The sequence below is a fragment of the Prosthecobacter vanneervenii genome (assembly GCF_014203095.1).
GTDB classification, from domain to species: Bacteria; Verrucomicrobiota; Verrucomicrobiia; order Verrucomicrobiales; family Verrucomicrobiaceae; genus Prosthecobacter; species Prosthecobacter vanneervenii.
Map to the genome: position 1 here is coordinate 57,866 of NZ_JACHIG010000012.1, position 15,069 is coordinate 72,934.

The window sequence follows — 15,069 nt, forward strand, 5'->3', positions numbered from 1 at the left end:
TGTTTTGAAAAAGAAAGAGGTGATGAATAAGTTGGATTATAAACTGATGTGACTTTGAATGACTCCGAGCAGCTTCTGCTCGGCTTCTAAAATGTGACGTGACTGAAGTTTGAACCGGCGAATGGGAGAACCGGAACGAGTCCAGGCAAAATCACGCCATAGTGCAAGAACGGCAGGGCCGTCTGAAATACCCTGTAGGCGATTCAACAATGCCGCGCCGTACGCCGAGAGGGAGGCTTGAACCCGCAAAGCCTCATCGCAGAGGCTCTTCCTGATTTGCAGTTCGAAGGATGGGAGACCTTCCTCGCGTGCGAGCATCTCCATTCGGCGCACCCTCAGCCTGCCAGCACGCTCCTTGTCTGCACGAGTGAGAGATTTAGGCTTCAAATGTTGTGCACGAACCAGACGCACGCAATAGGAGCAAAAGCAGTCGCCATCGCTGACATAACGGTCTTTGGGGCGGGCTTCGATGTCAAAAGAGGTCTCCAAGTAAGTTCCGAAAAAGTTCGCAAATGGCGTCATCTCATCTGGCAGTGGACGGCATTCATCCGGGAGATTGTAGAAATGTGCTTCCACCCAAATTCTGGCAGCATGGCCTGCGTCCGTCACATCATGAGCCTTCATGACGGGAACAACCCCCTCACGAATGGCATTGCCGAGCCACTGCAAAAGCTTGAAGCAGCGGTTTTGGATGGAGAGCGCGAATTCAATGTCCGTTTTGGAAAGCATGGCTTGGCGTTGGTTGAGTGCGTATGCCAACCTCTATTGCTAGCCACGTGCCAAGTGCCTGAGGCTGGGGGAGCGAGTGAGGCTGGAGGCCTTGAAAAACAAGGGAAAGAAAACTTTTCAGCCCTTTTTCAAGACCACTTCAGTCCTTGCGTCTTGTTACATTTTATTATCTTATTGGATACATTTTTATCTTTAATGCCATCCTCCAGATCAACCATCGTCTTCGGATTCCTCGGTTCGAACCTGGACCGTGCCAATGGACCGGAAAGATGGTCAAAATGGCGGCCTACGGTGGCGATGTGTCAGCAGGAGGATTTGCTGATTTCACGGCTGGAACTGCTGGTGGAGCCGAAGTTTGTGGAACTGGCGCGGCAGGTGAAGGCGGACATCGAGAAGGTGTCGCCAGAGACAGAGGTGGTGATACATGAGTTTCCGTTGAAGGATCCTTGGGATTTTCAGGAAGTGTATGAGCGGCTCTATGACTTTGCGCGTGGCTTCAGCTTCGACACGGACAAGGCGGACTATCTGATCCATCTCACGACGGGCACACACGTGGCGCAGATCTGCTGGTTTCTGCTGAACGAGGCGAACTTCATCCCCGCGCGACTGCTGCAAACCTCACCCTCGCGTGAGGGCGGCCGCGATGCGAGCGCTGCAGGGCGGTATGAGATCATCGATCTCGATCTCTCGAAGTATGACCGGCTCTCCACGCGCTTTGCACAGGAGCAGGAGCGAACGCTGGACTTTCTGAAGAGCGGGATCGCCACGAAGAGCAAAAGCTTCAACAAGCTCATCGGGCAGATCGAGCTGGTGGCGGTGAACTCCAAAGCTCCCATTCTGATCATGGGGCCAACGGGCGCGGGCAAATCCATGCTGGCAGGCCGCATCTACGATCTGCGCCGCGAGCGCGCGGGATTGAGCGGCCGCTTTGTGGAGGTGAACTGCGCCACGCTGCGCGGAGACCAGGCGATGTCCGCATTGTTTGGCCACAGGCGCGGAGCCTTCACCGGTGCCCAGTCGGACAGACCAGGGTTGCTCAAGGAGGCGGATAAGGGGCTGATCTTTCTGGATGAAATCGGCGAGCTGGGACTGGACGAGCAGGCGATGCTGCTGCGTGCGCTCGAAGACAAAACCTTTCTCCCTCTGGGAAGCGACAAGGCGGTGCAGAGTGATTTCCAGCTCATCGCAGGCACGAACCGCGATCTGCGTGCGCAGGTGACCGCCGGCAAATTTCGTGATGATCTGCTGGCGCGCATCAATCTGTGGACCTTCACGCTGCCCAGCCTTGCAGAAAGGCGTGAGGACATCGCAGCCAATCTCGACTTTGAGCTGGAGCGCTTTGCCAAAACGCATCGGCGTCAGGTGCGCATGAACAAAGAGGCTCGGGAGGCCTTCCTGAAATTTGCCCGCAGCCCGGAGGCGAAATGGAGCGCCAATTTCCGCGACCTGAATGCAGCAGTGACACGCATGGCCACGCTGGCACCCCGAGGCAGGATCACCGTGGAGTGTGTGGAGACAGAAATGGCACGCCTGCGTGAAGGCTGGCGGGAAGTGAACGCGGACATGCCGCGGAAAGAAAATCCTGTGCTGACTGAGGAGCAGAGAGCGGCGATTGATCCTTTTGACCTGGCGCAACTCGACTACGTGCTGCAGGTCTGCCGAGAGAGCAAAACGCTCTCGGATGCGGGACGAAAGCTCTTCGCCGTCTCGCGCACCAAGCGGGCGAAGATGAATGATGCCGACAGGCTCAAGAAGTATCTGGCCCGCTTTAAACTGCGCTGGGATGACCTGGCAGAGTGATTGGGTTAAGCAGGCAGAGAGCACCGACTCATAAGAAGAGAACAAACTTGGAAGTTCGCCCTACATCTGCACGCACAGTTTCGCGATCTCGTTCTTGCTCAGCTCGCGCCACTTTCCTTTCGGCAGACTGCCCAGCTCCAGCGTGCCGATTTTCACACGCATCAAGCGGAGGACTTCGATGTTGAAGGCTTCCAGCAGGCGGCGGATGTGGCGGTTGCGCCCTTCATCCAGGATGACTTCGAGCCACATGTTTTTTTCGCCGGCACGGAGAATTTTGACCGCCTTGGCGGAGAGGTGGCCGCCTAATTCTTCATCCTCGACGCCCTGCCGGATCTGGGCGAGACGCTTTTCATCCACAGTGCCGCCGATCTGCACGTGATAGGTTTTGTCCACATGGGTGTCTGGATTGGTGATGGCATCCGCCCAAGTATTGTCATTGGTGAAGAGCAGCAGGCCCTCGCTGGCCTTGTCCAGGCGGCCTACGGGGGAGAGATGCGGCAGGCGTGAGCCCTCAAAGCAGGAGTAAACCGTCTCACGCCCGAGCTCATCCGAAGCACTGGTGACGAGGCCGCGCGGCTTGTTGAGCATGACATAGACCTGCTTTGCCTGATTGATGCTGACATCATCCATGATGATGATGTCTTTTTTGAGCACGACGGGGAATTCAGGATTTTTTCTCACCACGTGATTCACCTGCACCTTGCCCATGCGGATCAGCTCCGTGGCTCGACTGCGCGAGCAGAAGCCCAGCTTTGACATGGCGCGGGCGAGTCCGGTGCGGGTGGTGGGTGGCGGTTGTGACATGGCGGCAGAGTTAGCGCATGCGTGACAGCTTTGCCGGGGGAATCTGCTGGTGAAGAGGCCTGCGCAGGCAATAACTACAGCATCAACCTCGTTTGGAAATAACGAACCTCATGACTTCACGACGCGCAATCAAGCTGATCTTTCTCCTGCTTGCCTGCCTGCTGCTGACGTCTCACGCATCTGCAGCGACGATCGACGCCATCACTTTTGCTGCTGAACCGGGAAAGCTTTTTCTGCCTGCCAATGAAGCGCTTGATGAGCTAAAATGGCCGGTGGCCCGGGATGATAAAGGAAGAATCTCTCTGCTGAACGAAATGGAAGTGAAGGCCGGGACACTGCGCATCCTGCCAGATGGCACCGAGCTGGTAAGCACAGAGCTCCTGGCCCAAGCCGGAGCGCAAGTGACACCGCCGGATGAAGATGGCAGCGTCAAAGTAGGAGGGTTGTTTCGTGGTTTCGTGCTGAAGGCCGGAGCACAGCGGGTGGTGGTCAGCCTCAAGCGGCAGGTGCTCCAGGGGTGGCAGGGCGACCGCCTGGTGATGCAAACGCACATCAGCTCCGGCCGCAACGGACGCACGCCCGCAGGTGAATTCCACGCAGGCCCCTTCCGGACGGCCATGCACTATTCCAGCCTCTTTCAAAATGCGCCGATGCCATGGAGTGTGCAGATCAACGGCAACATTTTCATCCATGGCTTCACCAGCGTTCCCGATTACCCCGCCTCCCACGGCTGCATCCGGGTGCCGCTGACAAATGGCAATCCGGCCAAGTTTTTCTACGAGTGGGTGCTCAGCGGCACGCCGGTGAGCGTGACGAAGGATTAATACTCAGGCGCGAGGCTTCAGATCTCGCTCGATGTCCTCACGATCGACGCGATTGCGCGCCTTGATCTTGTGGTCGCGCTTGTTGCGGCGCTCGACGGTCATCTGGCGTTTCTTGCGTTGCTTGCGCAGCTTGGCGATTTCCTCTTCCAGCTTCAGGTAGCCTTCGTAGCGCTCGGCGTCCAGAGTACCCGCCTCCACAGCACCACGGATGGCACATCCGGCATCGGAGCCGTGTTTGCAGTCGCCGTATTTGCACTGCCGGGCGAGTTCGTCGATGTCGGCAAAGCGCTCGCGCAGCGTGGTCTCATTCGTCCACATCTGGACTTCCTTGATGCCGGGGTTGTCGATGATGATGCCACCTTTATCGAGCACCAGCAGCTCTCGGGCGGTGGTGGTGTGGCGGCCTTTGCCGGTGATCTCGTTCACCTCGTCCACCCACTGCCAGTCCTCTCCCAGCAGCAGATTGACCAGCGCGGATTTGCCCACGCCGCTGGAGCCGATGATGGCCACGCTCTGCCCGCGCTTGAAGTAATCTTTCAGCACCTTGAGCCCTTTGCGTTTTTTGACACTGGTCACATGCACGTCGGCCTCGGCATTCAATGCACGGATGGAGTCTGCGGCCTCCTGGTTCTGGCTGTCGGGATAGAGGTCGGCTTTGTTGACCAGCACGACCGCCTTGGCACCGCTGCGGGCGATGAGTGTGAAGTAGCGCTCCATGCGGCGCAGGCTGAAATCAGGACCCGCATCGGTCACGACGATGACTGCATTCACATTGGCGGCTATGACTTGCTCCTCGGCACTGAAGCCGGAGGCCTTGCGGGAAAAGCAGGTCTGCCGTGGCAGGCGGGCGCGGATGATGTTGTCACCATCTTCGCCTCCCACTTCCAGAGCCACCCAGTCGCCCACGGCGGGCAGGTCTGCATCGGTTTCGGCATCGTGATAAACTTTGCCGCTGAGGATGACCTCGAACTCATCAAAACCCTTGGCACCGTCTTCCAGCAACGCGCCGTAGCTGATCTTGTTGTCCCGGATCAGGCGCGCAGGCTTCCAGCCTTGGGCATGGTAGGGCTCAAAATGCTTCGCAAAGAAGTCATTCCAGCCCAGATCGATGAGACTTAGCGACGCCATTGATACATCCAGCGTTCGGAGATGACCTTCTTCTCGTCCTTCAGCTCCATCATGATTTCCAGCAGATTGGTGGCCTCAGGGATATCGAGCTTAAAGAAGGCGCGCCAGCCGCCGGTCTCGTTGTTCCGCATCACGCGCTTGTCCAGCACCTTGCCTTCGCCACCACTGAGCACCACGTCAATGTCCGGCGTCCAGTCTTTGGGCTTGCCGGCTCCGTTTTCACCGCCTTTGGCAAAGTCGATCACATAGAGGTGGTCGTCTGAGTCCATCACAAAGCCACGGCGGGAGCTGATGACTTTGCAAAGCGTGCCAGGCTCGTGCTGGTCCAGCCAGCTGAGCTTGTACTCCACCTTGAGAGGCTCCTGCGGGGTGGCTGGCAGGTTATCGGGCTTCCACATGGCCACGATGTTGTCCCAGGTCTCCTCGCCGCTGGAGAGCTCCACCAGCGTCACTGCACCTTTGCCAAAGCCGCTGATGGGCTGCACCCACACCGCAGGGCGGCGGTGGTAGTTGGCCTCCAGATCCTGGAAGTTATTGAAGTCACGGTCACGTTCGGCCAGGCCAAAGCCCTTCAGATTGCCGGTTTCAAAAATGCTCAGGCGCATGTCTCGGCTGACATCCAGCGGACGCCAGATGCTCGGACCGCCTTCGATCTCGATCTGCATGCCGTCTGAGTCGTGCACCTCGGGACGGAAATCGTAGGGCTTGGGGTGGGAGTTTTCACCAAACCAGAACATGCTGGAGAAGGGAGCGATGCCCAGCATCTTCACCGCCTTGCGCAGGTGCAGAGTGGCCTTGATCTTCATCTCGGTGCTGACGCCCGGGGTGGACTCAAATTCATAAGCCCCCGTGACACTGGGCCCATTGAGCAGGGCCAGGAGCTTGAAGGACTTGTCCCCCGGCTTGGACTGCTGAAACCAGAAGTGGGTAAAATCGGGAAACTCCTCGGGCTCACCGCCGATGGTGTTGACCGCCACACCACGCGCGGAAATGCCATAGCCGAGCTGGGTCGTCACCGCGCGGTAGTAACTGGCCCCCATGAAAACCATGAACTCAAAAGGATGCTTCACAAGAGAGTCAGGCGCCAGCACACGGAAGCCGGCATAGCCCACTGGATTTTTGGCGCCGGCAGGTACTTTGAGCTCGCCGTAGTCAAAGTGGCTGCCGTCAAAGGGCACGCCTGAGGTCTTGGTATCCTGGATATTGTAAAAGACGACGGGCTTCTTGAACATCCAGCCGGGGTGGAAAAACTCCACGCGGAAGACATCGCCCTGATCCGCGAAGAGCGCCTTGTCACGCAGGAAGCGGATCTGCCGGTGGCCATCATATTTCAGCCCCTCAAAAAACGGATCCAGCTGCTGGGAGGGCGCTTGATAAGGCTGCAACGCCAGCTGTGCGGCAACCTTTTCGAGATCGGCAAAGCCTTTGACCGATTCCAGGGTGACCTGGGCCGGGCTGGGAGATGCAGCTAAGATCAGGGCGGCAAACGGGAGGATGAATTTCATGCGGGAGGGGTGTGCTAGGATGCAGCACGCAGGATGCCAGTCAACCAGTGTGCCACAAGATACCTGCAGAGATCCCCGTCAGGGCACCAGGCTGATCTTGAGCCCGCGGAACTCCAGCGCCCCGGCTTTCTCGCCCTCAGGGCCGCCAGATTCGCCCCCCAAGCCAAAGGTCAGTTTTTCCTCTGCAATACAAGGATGGCTGGCCGAAATCGTCTTGCCATCGATCGTTGCGGTGATGGTTTCGCCTTTGAAGACGACTTTCACCTGATGCCACACGCCAGCAGCCAGAGCATTTGGCTGTTTCAGCAGCTCGGCGCTCTCGCCTTTCTTCGGGTGCGCCAGGATGCGCAGCTCACGGATGCTCATGACCAGGTGCACGATGTGCCCGCGGTCTTGGGAACCATTGAAGATGATGCCGGCAAACTGGGCTTTGCCCTCCAGACGGAACTCGCATTCGACGACGCCATCCTTGAGCGGGAATTTGCGCACCTTCACAGGCCCGTGACGGCGCAGTCCTGACTCAAACCCGCGCAGAATGCCATCCTTGGCCGTCCATGTGCCCAGGCCCCAGTACCAGTCTTTGGACAGGCCGTCGGCAAAGCTCTCTTCGAGCAAAGTCTTCACTTCGCCCCCATGGAGCTGAATACCCAGCAAAAGCATTAACCACACGAGCTGCCTCATGGCTTGGTCTCTCCGCTGATCTTGAGATTGCGCACCTTCACAGATTTCCCGGCAGCGAGCCAGCTCTGGCGCTTCGGCGTAGCCAGAAAGGCATGCTGCGCCTTGAGCTCCTGGCCGTCGAGATTGGCGGCCATCTGGTCGCCCTGCCACTCGACGCGCAGCTTGTGCCATTCGTTGGGCTTCACGGTCATCGGCAGCTTGGCGATGGTATGCGAGGGCTTTACGGAATCTTCCGCGATGCTCAAACTCGTGGCATTGACGACCACACGGCCCACATGCTTGTCTGAATCACAACCGACCAGAAAGCTGCCCGGACCTTCGATCAGGAACTCCACTTCGATGGTGGCGCTGGCCAGCCCCACTTTATGATGCAGTACGGGGATGTGTTTCTGCTCCGGCAGATCCAGCACGCTGAGCACCCCGTCCTGAGGCGTCCATTTTCCCTTGGCGATGCTGAATCTGGCTTCCAGCGGACCTTTGAAATCAGGCGTGGCCAGAACTGGCAGCGTATGGTCATGCAGCAGCGGTTTGGCGTCTTCCGACAGAGCGGCGGATGAAACGAGCAGACCAAGAGAAACGGCGAAAAGATGGCGGAGGTTCATGGTATGATGGGTTAAGAGCGAACGCCGTTCACAATGTTTTCTAGCGGCTCATTGCGCACAGCCGCCAATGCGATGCGGGCGGAGGTGCTGCGCATCTCGATCTTGCTCTCCACGCTGCAAAAGGCGGCATGGCAGGTGGCGATGAGATTGGGAGCCGCAGCCTCCTCCTCGGAGCGCAGGGGCTCGTCTTCGATCACATCGAGCCCAGCCCCGGCGAGGCGTCCATCATAAAGCGCTGCCAGAATGGCGGTCTTTTTAATGATGGCACCGCGTGCGGTGTTTACGACAAAGGAAGTGGGTTTCAGCAGGGCCAGCTCGCGCTCGGAAATCAGGTAACGCGTTTCTTCATTGAGCGGGCAGTGCAGCGAGAGCACGTCAGCCTGTGCGAGCAGTTCATCGAGGCTGCGGCAGCGAGTGATGCCGACGGCCTTGTCGGCCCCATTGGGCAGATAGGGATCGTGAAAGACCACGCGAAAGCCAAGCGCCTTGGCGCGCAACGCGGTGGCAGTGCCGATACGGCCCAGACCCACGATGCCAAAGGTGAGCGCGCTGAGCCGACGCAGCTTTGGTGTGACGCGGATGTTCCAGCCGAGCTGCTTGGCCTCGGCATCCAGCGGCAGGATTTGCCTGCAAAGAGCCATGGCAAGCGCGATGGCGTGGTCTGCCACCTCCTCGGTGCCGTAGTCAGGCACATTGCAGACGGCGATACCGCGTTCGCGGGCTGCGTTCACGTCCACACTGTCAAAACCCACGCCATTTCGGATGATGGCGCGGCAGTTCTTCAACCGGGCGATGCCTTTGGCGGTGAGCGGCATGTTGTGCCAAATGATGATGGCATTCGCCTCGCACACCTCATCGGTCAGGTCGGCGTCGGTCTCACAGAGCGTGCGGCTGATGCGCGCCGCGCTGCCGATGATCTCGCGCTCGATGGTTGAGTCGGGGTCTCCCTGCGGCGAGGTGGTCCAGTCAATGATGGCAATGTGAGGTTGGGACATGATGGAAAGTGATGAAGCGTGTGAAATGAAGGTAAAGCGTGAATGCTTGGCGGTGCCTTGCAGATCAAGGTGCGTCTGGGCCCACTTGATCCGGCGTCAAAGGTCCTCGAAGATCCACCTCATGGCTGAACTCCTCGGCTCCAAGATCAAGGGTGCCGCTGCGTGCATGACCAAAGACATCCTCCTCGATCTTCGCTTTTTGTTTTATGGCGGCATCAATCGCCGGGCTCTGAGCTGTCAGCCTCCACAGGGCGGGATTTCCTTCTGTCTTCTTCATCAAGGGATCTTTAAAATGGAACCACTCTTTCCATGCTGCCGGGGAGGGCGACTCAGGAGCGAAGCCCAAATTGTCACTCGCTTTCAATGCGCTGATCAGACCCAGGCTCACGATGGGTGCAGGCATGGCCTTGGTGTGAACCACCACATTGTTGATGAAAACACAGTCCGTGGGCAGCTTGGTCCATTTCTTGTCCTCTTTCTCAAAGCCGAACTGCAGCGGAGCGCAGTCCACCCAAGTGTTAAAGGCGACCCAACACCGGGTTGGAGCTGTCGCGGTATTGTCATCGTATTTCTTGCCGATGTTTTCGGTGGTGGGCGTGTCGTGCATGCCCGGCACCAGTGAAAAAGGAGCTTCATGACGTCGGCCGGTGAGACCCTGGAAGTAGTTGTTAAAGACACGATGCTCGAAACCAAAGAGCTTGATGCCGCCGAAGCCGGGACCGTCTTCGGTGGCGATGATGAAGTTTCCAGAAGCCACGCTGCGATTGCCCAGACGCATGCAGATGGCGCCACGGCAGTTGAGGATCGTGTTGTTGCGGACGATGTTGTCAGAGGATTTCAGGGACATGAGCTCGTCCTCTCCGCTGCAATGTTCGAGAAGATTGTCCTCGATCACTGTGAATGAACTGCACCCGGAAGCGCCGAGGTCATTGCCTCCGGTGCGGATGGTCTCATGGCCGTTCTCCCCTTTAGCAAAGACGACATCACGGAAGTGATTGTGGTCCACACGATCATGCTGGGAGCAAACCAGCGCTACGTCATCCCCACGCACAAAGACAGGGCTGCCGCGGTTGACTTTCCGCCCGAATGAGTTGTGGTCGATGCGATTTTCCCTGCTGTGGGCTCCGTCCACGGTCACCCAATGCTCCCAGTGGCGCGGCTTGGCACGCTCGGCAGGGTGGAAGACATTGCGTGTCACACGCACGTGGTGGCAGTTTTCAAGCAGCACGGACTGCTGGTCGGCATCGTGTTCAAAGACAAAGCCTTCGAGCACTGCATGCTCGCACTCCTTGAGAATGAAGCCGGCCGCTCCTGCGATTACTGCTTTTCCACGATGCTGCGCCCGGATCGTGATGGGGTTTTCCGGAGTTCCCTTTTTCCCCACGATCTTGATCCCACCTTTCGTGGTGTAGGTGCCGTCTGCCACATCGATGACCGAACCGGGGACCAGGGAAGAGAAAGATTTGCTGAATGCTTCCATCGAATCGATCACCTCCGCACTGGCGACAGCGGCGCTCAGCAGCAGGATTGTCAGGAACAGGTGGTATGGCCTCGTCTTCATTTCAGGAAGGCGACAAACTGAGAAGCCTGCCAGTGTCTTCCAAAAAAACTCCTTCTCATGCGAGGATGTCTTTGATGACATGCCCATGCACATCCGTGAGCCGGCGTTTGATGCCGTTGTTGTAAAAACTGAGTTTCTCGTGGTCGATGCCCAGCAGGTGAAGCGCGGTGGCGTGCAAATCGTAGCAGTAGGCCGGGTTTTCAGCTGCCTTGGAGCCAAGGTCGTCCGTGCTGCCATAGGCGGCGCCGCCCTGAATGCCACCACCGGCCATCCAGGCAGTGAAGGCACCGGGATTGTGGTCACGTCCCTTCCCCTGAGCCGCAGGCTGGCGACCAAACTCGCTGGTGCAGATGACGAGCGTGCTGTCCAGCATGCCGTGAGATTTCAGATCTCTCAGCAGCGCCGCTGCTCCGGAATCGAGAACCTGCCCCCAGTAGCCATGGTCACGCACCAAGTCTTCGTGACTGTCCCAGTTGGGGCGAATTTTTTTGGCCATGGTATTTTCGGCACCGCAGTAGATCTGCACAAAGCGAACGCCGCGCTCCACAAGACGACGTGCCAGAAGGCACTGCCGCCCGAAGGGACCGATGTCCTCGTGATCGAGCTGGTAGAGTTGTTTGGTGAGACTTGATTCCCCATGCAAATCGGTGACTTCAGGCGCGCTGAGCTGCAGGCGCGCGGCCAGCTCATAAGCGGAGATCCGTGCCTCCAGCTCTGTATTGCCCGCACGCCCGGCGGCATGGGCGTGGTTTAGCGTCTGCAAAAAGTCGCGGCTGGCCTCCTCGGAATCGCCGCGCAGTTGCGCAAAGCTTTTCGGTGGAAACAGATCCGCGATGGGCGGTTTGCCGGCATCCGTCTGCAAGATGGTGCCCTGATGAACGGCTGGCAGGAATCCAGCGCCCCAGTTGATCCCACCCCCAGGCGGCAGACCACGAGGATCCGGCAGCACCACAAAGGCTGGCAGATTTTCGCTCTCGCTGCCGAGTCCATACGTCACCCACGCGCCCATGCTGGGAAAGCCGGGCAGGATGAAGCCGGTGTTGGCCATGAACATAGCAGGGCCATGCAGCGCACTCTTGCTCTGCATCGAGTGGATGAAGGCCATGTCGTCCACATAGGTGGCGAGTTTGGGAAACAGATCGCTGATCCAGCGTCCGCACTGGCCGTGCTGTCGGAAGGGCCAGTAGCTGCCCTGACAGTTGCCCGGCTTGGAGGCGAAGAACTGCACCTTGCCATCCAGATCGAAGGGCTTGCCGCTACGCTTTGCCAGCTCCGGCTTGTAGTCCCACGAGTCCACGTGGCTGAGACCGCCGGGACAGAAGATCTGGATCACCGCACGGGCCTTGGCTGGTAATGGAGGCCGCTTGGCTGAGAGAGGATTCGTCGTAGCCTGCGCCTCGCTCAGCATTGCAGAGAGTGCGACACCACCCAGCCCGCCCCCGAGTTCCCAGAGGAAATCACGACGGCTGACAGCTTTCTTGCGACGACGGCAGGGAAAGGCGGGTTTCATAAAATCAGTCGATGTACACAAACTCGTTCGCATTCATCAGCATGCGGCACAGCGCGAAGAGCCCCTGCTCCGTCACTAGACCTGTGGCAGCGTGTTGTTCCTCCTCGCTGGGCGCCCGCTGAAAGCAAAGCTGGAACGCACGGCGGATGGATGCTGCACGCGAGTCGGTTTCGTTTTCGATGCGAGTGGCGAGGCTGGCGGCCTGCTGGAGCATGAACTCGTTGTTGCTCAGCGTCAGCGCCTGCAGTGCGGTGGTGGTCTGCGCACGCGCTGGTGTCAGGTTGGCGGGATCAGGGCAGTCCAGGGTGGACATGAACTGATGCGGCGTGGTGCGCACCACAAAACGGTAGATGCTGCGCCTCAGCAACTCAGGCTTGTCAGGCGTGAGGTAGTCGTAGATGGGGGCATAAGCCTCGGTATAATTAAAATCGCGGTAGCCGGGGCCGCCCATCGCTGGGTTCAGGGTGCCGGCCACGCTAAGCACGGTGTCGTGCAGGGACTCGGCGTCGAGCCTGCGCGGATTCTGTCGCCAGAGCAGGCGGTTTTGAGCATCGATCCGTCCTGCCGTTTCATTCGGCGCAACAGACTGCTGCTGATACGCGGCGCTCATAACGATGATCTTGTGCATGTGCTTCACGGACCAGCCGCCGCGCTGAAATTCAGCGGCCAGCCAGTCCAGCAGTTCTGGGTTGGAGGGTCTGTCTCCTCCGAGGCCGAAGTCGCTCGGCGTCGTGACAATGCCCTGTCCGAAATGATGATGCCAAAGCCGGTTCACGAGCACACGACTGGTGAGCGGATTGGCCGGATGGGTGATCCACTCAGCCAGCAGGCGACGGCGCTGGCCCTCGGGCGTTTCGTTTGTGCCAAAGTCGCAGCTGGCGTGAGGTGCCCAGGCAAAGGCACCGGGCTGCACCTCTTGCTGTGGGTCTTCGGGATTGCCCCGCCGCTGCACCCTGACCACAGGCGGCTGCGCTTCGCTCACAACAGCGTACACTTTGGCCGGATCTGCCTGCGCTTTGAGACCTGCGTCCAGTCTGGCGGCCTGAGCGCGCAGTTGTTTCAGTTTGTCCTGATCGGAAGCCGTGAGCCTGCTGTGCTCCAGTTCGGGTACCAGGCGTGCATCGCCCAAAAACAGCAGGTCGCTGCCGATGCCGTCGCCACCATCCGTAGCGATAAGCGTGAGCGTTTTTGCCGCCGCCGGGATGGCGATGTCCAAATGCGTGAACTCATCTTTGCGCATCTTGAGCTTCTGAAACTTGCGCTCCGCATCGACATGCACGGTGAAGTCCGCACGCGAGGCCGCAGCACCGGCATCTGCACCAAAACCGAGCGCTGCCGCCAGACGCATGGCCCCTAGACCGCTGCTACGGCGGATTTTCACGAGGTCAAAGGTGATGCCGCTGTTGGCATGCAGCCCGAGAATGGAATGATCTTTCTCTGCGTAATCAACTCCGGCGATTTTGGTGCTGCGCTGTGCATTTAGCGGGCCGTTTCTAATAATGTCCCACGTATGACCGCCGGTGGCAGGCAGTCCTTTGACCTCCAGCTTGGGGGCCACGGGCACCGGGTTCCGGCCATCGGGAACAAAGACCCACGAGACAAAGCGGTCTGTGTCTGCCACCTCGGCAGGCCACTCGATGCGCTGAAGGCGATTCGTCTGGATGTCGCGGTGATATCCGAGCTTGTTCGCGGTCAGATTACCAGTGCGCAGGTCGATGCCACGGCCTTTGACACCTCCGCCCACCATTGCTGCAAGATCCAACCCCTCCCCTGCCAGCTTGGCGATCTGCGCACGCGTCTGTGCCAGCTCCTTGCTCAGGCGCACTTTTTCCTCAGCCACGCGTTTAGCCTCCGCCACGTCCACATCGCGGTCTCCGCGTTTCACTCCGGCAAATACGGCCCAGAGGCGGTAATACTCCTCCTGCGTGATGGGATCGAGCTTGTGATCATGGCAGCGTGCGCAGTTGATGGTGATGCCCATCGTCGAGGTGATGACCTGCGTGACCATATCATCCAGATCGCCTGCACGGGCGGCGCGCCTGAGCATTTCGCTCTTGGTTTCCACCTGCCCCACAAAGTCCCACGGTCCGGCTGCAACGAAACCGGTGGCAATGACAGCCTGCGGATCATTTGGAGCGATCACATCTCCTGCGATCTGCTCGCGGATGAACTGATCGTAGGGCTTGTCGGCATTGAGAGATTGGATGACATAGTCGCGATAACGCCATGCGTTTGGCCGCAGCTGATCGCGCTCAAAGCCGTGCGTGTCGGCATAGTGGGCGATGTCCAGCCAATGCCGCGCCCAGCGCTCGCCGTAGTGCGGGGAGCGCAGCAGTTCGTCCACCAGCTTTTCATAGGCCTGGGGATCGGCATCTTTCACAAACTGCTCCACGCGCTCTGGAGCAGGCGGCAGGCCGAGGAGGTCAAAGCTCAACCTGCGGATCAAAGTGCGCCGGTCAGCCTGCGGTGACATCGTGAGATTCTTCTCTGCGAGCTTGGCGTTGATCCATGAATCGATGGAGGCCTTTTGAGCCTGCGGAGCCACAGGCTGCACCGCCCAATGCTGCAGGCGCTTGTCGGTGGTCGCGGCCTTGTCGGCGGCGTTTTCAGGCCAGACAGCGCCCGATGCAATCCATGACTGGATCAGTGCGATTTGTGCTTTCGAAAGCGGATCCCCCTTTGGCGGCATGCGCTCATCTTCCTGGGCGGAGGCGATGCGCTGATAGAGCAGGCTTTTGCCTGCATTCCCGGCCACGATGGCGGGTCCGTCGTGGCCACCTTTGAACGCAAATACCTTGGCGTCCAGCCGCAGCTCCCCTTTTTGCTTTTTTTCGCCATGACACTCCACGCAGTGCTGCTGGAGCAACGGTCGGATATCCTGATCGAAGTCAACAGCCCGCACGGATGCAGCTGCCATGAGGATGCAGAGT

General features: G+C 58.9%; 12 protein-coding genes. 2 read left to right on the top strand and 10 right to left on the bottom strand.

Annotation, left to right across the window (positions count from 1 at the left end; genetic code table 11):
• Nucleotides 1–36 precede the first annotated feature (36 nt).
• Nucleotides 37–729, bottom strand: coding sequence for a hypothetical protein (locus tag HNQ65_RS22060; RefSeq protein WP_184343119.1), 693 nt, complete (start codon nt 727–729; stop codon nt 37–39).
• A 195-nt stretch (nt 730–924) separates the two neighbouring features.
• Between HNQ65_RS22060 and rtcR the strand changes: the two genes are divergently transcribed.
• The gene (rtcR, locus tag HNQ65_RS22065) at nt 925–2,529 is read left to right on the top strand and encodes an RNA repair transcriptional activator RtcR (protein ID WP_184343121.1); all 1,605 of its coding nucleotides are present in this window, start codon (nt 925–927) and stop codon (nt 2,527–2,529) included.
• Nucleotides 2,530–2,589: 60 nt separating this feature from the next.
• On the opposite strand, the gene HNQ65_RS22070 is transcribed toward rtcR, so the two are convergent.
• Complete coding sequence (locus HNQ65_RS22070; RefSeq protein WP_184343123.1) at nt 2,590–3,333, bottom strand: pseudouridine synthase; 744 nt, start codon at nt 3,331–3,333, stop codon at nt 2,590–2,592.
• A 110-nt stretch (nt 3,334–3,443) separates the two neighbouring features.
• Here HNQ65_RS22070 and HNQ65_RS22075 point away from each other — a divergent pair, with 110 nt between their 5' ends.
• Nucleotides 3,444–4,157 carry a L,D-transpeptidase gene (locus HNQ65_RS22075; protein WP_184343125.1) on the top strand — a complete coding sequence of 238 codons (714 nt, stop codon included), beginning with the start codon at nt 3,444–3,446 and terminating at the stop codon, nt 4,155–4,157.
• Nucleotides 4,158–4,160: 3 nt separating this feature from the next.
• Here HNQ65_RS22075 and rsgA read toward each other — a convergent pair whose 3' ends face one another.
• The 8 genes from rsgA to HNQ65_RS26595 form a co-directional block, all read right to left on the bottom strand.
• A complete protein-coding gene (rsgA, locus tag HNQ65_RS22080) occupies nt 4,161–5,285 on the bottom strand; it encodes a ribosome small subunit-dependent GTPase A (protein ID WP_184343127.1) in 1,125 nt (374 codons plus the stop codon).
• Nucleotides 5,273–6,790: a glucan biosynthesis protein gene (locus HNQ65_RS22085; protein ID WP_184343129.1), complete on the bottom strand. Its 1,518-nt coding sequence runs from the start codon at nt 6,788–6,790 to the stop codon at nt 5,273–5,275. Before HNQ65_RS22085 ends, rsgA begins: the two co-directional genes overlap by 13 nt.
• Before the next feature lie 78 nt (nt 6,791–6,868).
• Nucleotides 6,869–7,414, bottom strand: coding sequence for a family 16 glycoside hydrolase (locus HNQ65_RS22090; RefSeq protein WP_184343131.1), 546 nt, complete (start codon nt 7,412–7,414; stop codon nt 6,869–6,871).
• A 53-nt stretch (nt 7,415–7,467) separates the two neighbouring features.
• Nucleotides 7,468–8,073, bottom strand: coding sequence for a hypothetical protein (locus tag HNQ65_RS22095; protein ID WP_184343133.1), 606 nt, complete (start codon nt 8,071–8,073; stop codon nt 7,468–7,470).
• 11 nt (nt 8,074–8,084) lie between these two features.
• Entirely contained in the window at nt 8,085–9,068 is a 984-nt protein-coding gene (locus HNQ65_RS22100) for a C-terminal binding protein (protein WP_184343135.1), read from the bottom strand.
• 64 nt (nt 9,069–9,132) lie between these two features.
• Nucleotides 9,133–10,629, bottom strand: coding sequence for a polysaccharide lyase 6 family protein (locus tag HNQ65_RS22105; protein ID WP_184343137.1), 1,497 nt, complete (start codon nt 10,627–10,629; stop codon nt 9,133–9,135).
• 55 nt (nt 10,630–10,684) lie between these two features.
• On the bottom strand, nt 10,685–12,139 hold the full coding sequence (locus HNQ65_RS22110; RefSeq protein ID WP_184343139.1) for a DUF1501 domain-containing protein: 1,455 nt from the start codon (nt 12,137–12,139) through the stop codon (nt 10,685–10,687).
• Nucleotides 12,140–12,143: 4 nt separating this feature from the next.
• The gene (locus HNQ65_RS26595; RefSeq protein ID WP_221306251.1) at nt 12,144–15,056 is read right to left on the bottom strand and encodes a DUF1553 domain-containing protein; all 2,913 of its coding nucleotides are present in this window, start codon (nt 15,054–15,056) and stop codon (nt 12,144–12,146) included.
• Nucleotides 15,057–15,069 lie beyond the last annotated feature (13 nt).

Bases quoted from the DNA above. Each gene is read 5' to 3' on its own strand.
- HNQ65_RS22060 (WP_184343119.1), bottom strand. From the start codon at position 729: ATGCTTTCCAAAACGGACATTGAATTCGCGCTCTCCATCCAAAACCGC.
- rtcR (WP_184343121.1), top strand. From the start codon at position 925: ATGCCATCCTCCAGATCAACCATCGTCTTCGGATTCCTCGGTTCGAAC.
- HNQ65_RS22070 (WP_184343123.1), bottom strand. From the start codon at position 3,333: ATGTCACAACCGCCACCCACCACCCGCACCGGACTCGCCCGCGCCATG.
- HNQ65_RS22075 (WP_184343125.1), top strand. From the start codon at position 3,444: ATGACTTCACGACGCGCAATCAAGCTGATCTTTCTCCTGCTTGCCTGC.
- rsgA (WP_184343127.1), bottom strand. From the start codon at position 5,285: ATGGCGTCGCTAAGTCTCATCGATCTGGGCTGGAATGACTTCTTTGCG.
- HNQ65_RS22085 (WP_184343129.1), bottom strand. From the start codon at position 6,790: ATGAAATTCATCCTCCCGTTTGCCGCCCTGATCTTAGCTGCATCTCCC.
- HNQ65_RS22095 (WP_184343133.1), bottom strand. From the start codon at position 8,073: ATGAACCTCCGCCATCTTTTCGCCGTTTCTCTTGGTCTGCTCGTTTCA.
- HNQ65_RS22100 (WP_184343135.1), bottom strand. From the start codon at position 9,068: ATGTCCCAACCTCACATTGCCATCATTGACTGGACCACCTCGCCGCAG.
- HNQ65_RS22105 (WP_184343137.1), bottom strand. From the start codon at position 10,629: ATGAAGACGAGGCCATACCACCTGTTCCTGACAATCCTGCTGCTGAGC.
- HNQ65_RS22110 (WP_184343139.1), bottom strand. From the start codon at position 12,139: ATGAAACCCGCCTTTCCCTGCCGTCGTCGCAAGAAAGCTGTCAGCCGT.
- HNQ65_RS26595 (WP_221306251.1), bottom strand. From the start codon at position 15,056: ATGGCAGCTGCATCCGTGCGGGCTGTTGACTTCGATCAGGATATCCGA.